The organism is Streptomyces sp. RP5T (assembly GCF_003933965.1).
GTDB lineage: Bacteria > Actinomycetota > Actinomycetes > Streptomycetales > Streptomycetaceae > Streptomyces.
On sequence record NZ_RSAJ01000716.1, the window covers coordinates 1 to 3,828 of the forward strand.

Sequence of the window (3,828 nt, forward strand, 5' to 3'; positions counted from 1 at the left end):
GCCGGCAGCAACGTGACCCCGACCGCCACCATGGCCGTATGACAACGACAGCCCCGGTGGTCGCGTTCGACCAGGTGAGCAAGGCATACGGCCAGGTAAGGGCCGTGGACGGACTGTCCCTGACGCTGCGCCCGGGGGAGACCGTGGCGCTGCTCGGCCCCAACGGCGCCGGCAAGTCGACCACCCTCGACCTGCTGCTCGGCCTCAAGCAGCCCGACTCCGGCGGCGTCCGTCTCTTCGGCGCCACCCCGCGTGAGGCGATCGTCGCCGGGCGCGTGGGCGCGATGCTCCAGAGTGGCGGCCTGATGGACGAGGTCACGGTCGCCGAACTGGTCCGGCTCGCCTGCGACCTGCACCCGAGGCCCTACCGGCCCACCGAGGTGCTGTCCCGCGCGGGCATCGCCCAGATCGCCGACCGCAAGGTCAACAAGCTCTCCGGGGGCCAGGCCCAGCGGGTCCGCTTCGCCCTCGCGACCGCCGGCGACAGCGACCTGATCGTCCTCGACGAGCCGACCACCGGCATGGACGTCACCACCCGCCAGGCCTTCTGGGCGACCATGCGCGAACAGGCCGACCAGGGCCGTACGGTCCTCTTCGCCACCCACTACCTCGAAGAGGCCGACGCCATCGCCGACCGGGTGCTCGTCCTGCACCGGGGCCGCCTGCTCGCCGACGGCACCGCCGCCGAGATCAAGGCCAAGGCGGGCGCCCGCAGGATCGCCTTCGACCTGGAGGGCGCGATCGACGAGGAGCCCCTGCGCGCACTGCCCTTCCTCACGTCCGTGGACATATCCGGCCAGACCGTCCGCATCCAGTCCACCGACGCCGACGCGACCGTCCACGCCCTGTACGGCCTCGGTGTCTACCCCCGCAACCTGGAAGTCGCCGGGCTCGGTCTGGAGCAGGCCTTCGTCGCCATCACCGAGGCCGAGGAGGCCAGGCAGTCATGAACAGTCTGATCAAGCTGGAACTCGTCCGCGCCCTGCGCAACCGCAAGTTCCTGTTCTTCTCGGTGCTGTACCCCTCGCTGCTGTTCCTGATCATCGCGGGCAGCTCCGGGACCACCGACGAGGTCGACGGCACCGGCCTGACGGTCGCGACGTACATGATGGTCTCGATGGCCTCCTTCGGTGCCCTGACCGCCGTCCTGATGGGCAACAGCGAGCGCATCGCGAAGGAGCGGGAGGGCGGCTGGGTACGGCAGTTGAGGCTGACCGCCCTGCCGGGCCGCGGGTACGTCCTCGCCAAGACGGCGAGCGCGGCCGTGGTGAGCCTGCCCTCGATCGTGGTCGTGTTCGTCGTCGCCGCGCTCGTGAAGGACGTACGTCTGGACGCCTGGCAGTGGCTCGCCCTCACCGGCGCGATCTGGGCCGGGAGCCTCGTCTTCGCCGCGCTCGGCGTAGCCATCGGCTACCTCGCCACCGGTGACGCGGTCCGCCCGATCACGATGATCACCTACTTCGGCCTGTCGATGCTGGGCGGTCTGTGGATGCCCACGACGACCTTCCCGCGGTGGCTCCAGGACATCGCCGGGTGGCTGCCCACGCACGCGTACGCTGCCCTCGGGCAGGCCATCGAACAAAGTCGCGCCCCGCACGCACAGGACATCGCCATCCTGGCCGTCTCCTTCGCCCTGTTCGCGGGCGGCGCGGCCTGGCTGTACCGGAAGGACACGTTGAAGGCGTGAGCGGCACCGGTGTCGGGATCGGGCAGCGCCCGGAGACCCGCAAGCAGACGATGGTCAAGATGCTGTGGACGGGTATCTGGCTGGTCTATCTGAGCGCACCCGTCTCGGACCTCCTGCACGGCGGCCACGGCGTCGTGGCCGTCGTCCTCGGCTGGCTCGGCCTCGCGGGCTTCGTCGCCTGGTACCTGGCCCTGCTGTTCAGGACCGGCCGCCGCAACGCCCAGGAGTTCGTGCTCACCTCCCTCGCGGTCCTCTCGGCCGAGTCGACCCTGCTGGTCCTGACCCTGGGCCGCGAGTGGCTCGTCCTCTTCGTGTACGTCTCGATCGCGTCCGGCGCGGCCCTGCCGCTACGGCTCGCCCGCTGGACGATCCCGGCCGCGTCCGCCCTGATGGCGGGCCTCGCCCTGATCGTCGCGGACGGCACGGACTACATCGGCGCGCTGCTCATCCCGGCCCTGCTCGGCGGGTTCGCGATGACCGGCGTCCGCGAACTCATCCGCACGACCATCGAGTTGCGGGAGGCACGGGCCCGGGTCGCCCAGCTCGCCGCCAACGAGGAGCGGCTGCGCCTGGCCAGGGACCTGCACGACCTGCTCGGCCACTCCCTGTCCCTCATCACCCTGAAGAGCGAGCTGGCGGGCCGGATGCTCCCGGCCCACCCCGACAAGGCGGCCCAGCAGGTCGCCGACATCGAACAGGTCAGCCGCCAGGCCCTGGTGGACGTCCGCGAGGCCGTCTCCGGGTACCGGCGCGCCCGCCTGGCCGCGGAACTCGCGGGCGCCCAGGTCGCGTTGGCGGCCGCCGGAGTCACCGCCACCCTGCCCCCCGAACCCGATCTCACCGGCGTCCCCGAGGAGAGCGAGTCGGCCCTGGCCTGGGCGCTGCGCGAGGCGGTCACCAACGTCGTACGGCACAGCGGTGCCCGGGGCTGCACGGTGGAGCTGCTGCACCGCCAGACCCTCGACGGGCCGCGGCTCGAACTCACCGTCGAGGACGACGGATCGGGCGGCGCGGGCAACGCTCCCGGCAACGGCCTCAGCGGCCTCACCGAACGTCTGGAGAAGGCCGGCGGCACCCTGGAGGCCACCGGCACCCGGCACGGCTTCCGGCTGGTCGCCCGCGTCCCGGCCGGTTCCGCGGCCGACGTAGGATCCGCCTCATGACGAGCCGCACGATCAAGGTCCTGCTCGCCGAGGACCAGTCGATGGTCCGCGAGGCCCTGGCCGCCCTGCTCGGCCTGGAGGACGACATCGAGGTCGTGGCCCAAGTGGCCCGCGGCGACGAGGTCCTGGCGGCCGCCCGCGCCCACGAGGTCGACGTGGCCCTCATGGACATCGAGATGCCGGGCGCCACGGGCATAGAGGCGGCGGCGCAGCTCCACAGGGAACTCCCGGCGGTCAAGCTGGTCATCCTCACGACCTTCGGCCGCCCCGGCTACCTGCGCAGCGCGATGGAGTCGGGCGCGGACGCCTTCCTGGTCAAGGACGCCCCCGCGGCCCAACTGGCGCGGGCGGTACGCAAGGTGCTCGCGGGGGAGCGGGTCATCGACCCCACGCTGGCGGCGGCGGCCCTGGCGGAGGGCGCGAACCCGCTGACGGACCGTGAGCGCGAGGTCCTGAGAGCGGCGGCGGACGGCTCCACCAACGCGGAGCTGGCGCAGACCCTCCACCTGTCCCAGGGCACGGTCCGCAACTACCTCTCCACGGCGATCCAGAAGCTGGCGGTACGGAACAGGGCGGAGGCAGTCCGGATCGCGCGGGAGAAGGGGTGGCTTTGATTGCCGTCCAGGGCAGCGGACCCAGGGGCGCGGGGAACTGCGCGACCAGCCACGACGCACCCGCAGACGCCCTACGACCGCTAGTTCAGCATCGCTCGCGCGGCCTGTGCCTGCTGTCGCAGACGTGCCGCAGCCGCCTCGTCCACCGCGGCGACGACACCCGCATACGCCTCCAACTCCCCCGCCCCCTCGACGAAGTCACCCCGCTGCACGAGCAACTGCGCCCGCTCGTACCGCAGTCGCGCCGGATGTGAGGGCAGCAGCAGGGCCAGCTCCACGGCCCACAGCCCCACGTCCGACCGCTCCGGCCGGGCCGCGGCCCACGCGCGCACGTTGTTGAGGATCCGCTGCACGACGTCCAGGG

5 protein-coding genes are annotated in these 3,828 nt (G+C 72.0%); 4 read left to right on the forward strand and 1 reads right to left on the reverse strand.

Going from position 1 to position 3,828, the window contains the following annotated elements; all coding sequences use genetic code 11:
• Window positions 1–38 precede the first annotated feature (38 nt).
• Genes EHS43_RS39720 through EHS43_RS39735 form a run of 4 tightly spaced genes read left to right on the forward strand, consistent with a single transcriptional unit; the run spans window position 39 to window position 3,464 of the window.
• Entirely contained in the window at window positions 39–950 is a 912-nt protein-coding gene (locus EHS43_RS39720; RefSeq protein ID WP_125195417.1) for an ABC transporter ATP-binding protein, read from the forward strand.
• Window positions 947–1,687 carry an ABC transporter permease gene (locus EHS43_RS39725; RefSeq protein ID WP_125195418.1) on the forward strand — a complete coding sequence of 247 codons (741 nt, stop codon included), beginning with the start codon at window positions 947–949 and terminating at the stop codon, window positions 1,685–1,687. Before EHS43_RS39720 ends, EHS43_RS39725 begins: the two co-directional genes overlap by 4 nt.
• Window positions 1,684–2,850 (forward strand): sensor histidine kinase, encoded by a 1,167-nt coding sequence (locus tag EHS43_RS39730; RefSeq protein WP_185806610.1) that lies wholly within the window; start codon window positions 1,684–1,686, stop codon window positions 2,848–2,850. Before EHS43_RS39725 ends, EHS43_RS39730 begins: the two co-directional genes overlap by 4 nt.
• Entirely contained in the window at window positions 2,847–3,464 is a 618-nt protein-coding gene (locus EHS43_RS39735) for a response regulator transcription factor (RefSeq protein ID WP_125195419.1), read from the forward strand. The genes EHS43_RS39730 and EHS43_RS39735 overlap by 4 nt, the downstream gene beginning before the upstream one ends.
• Before the next feature lie 80 nt (window positions 3,465–3,544).
• On the opposite strand, the gene EHS43_RS39740 is transcribed toward EHS43_RS39735, so the two are convergent.
• Window positions 3,545–3,828 (reverse strand): tetratricopeptide repeat protein (locus tag EHS43_RS39740; protein ID WP_125195420.1); only part of this gene is annotated, 284 nt, incomplete at its 5' end.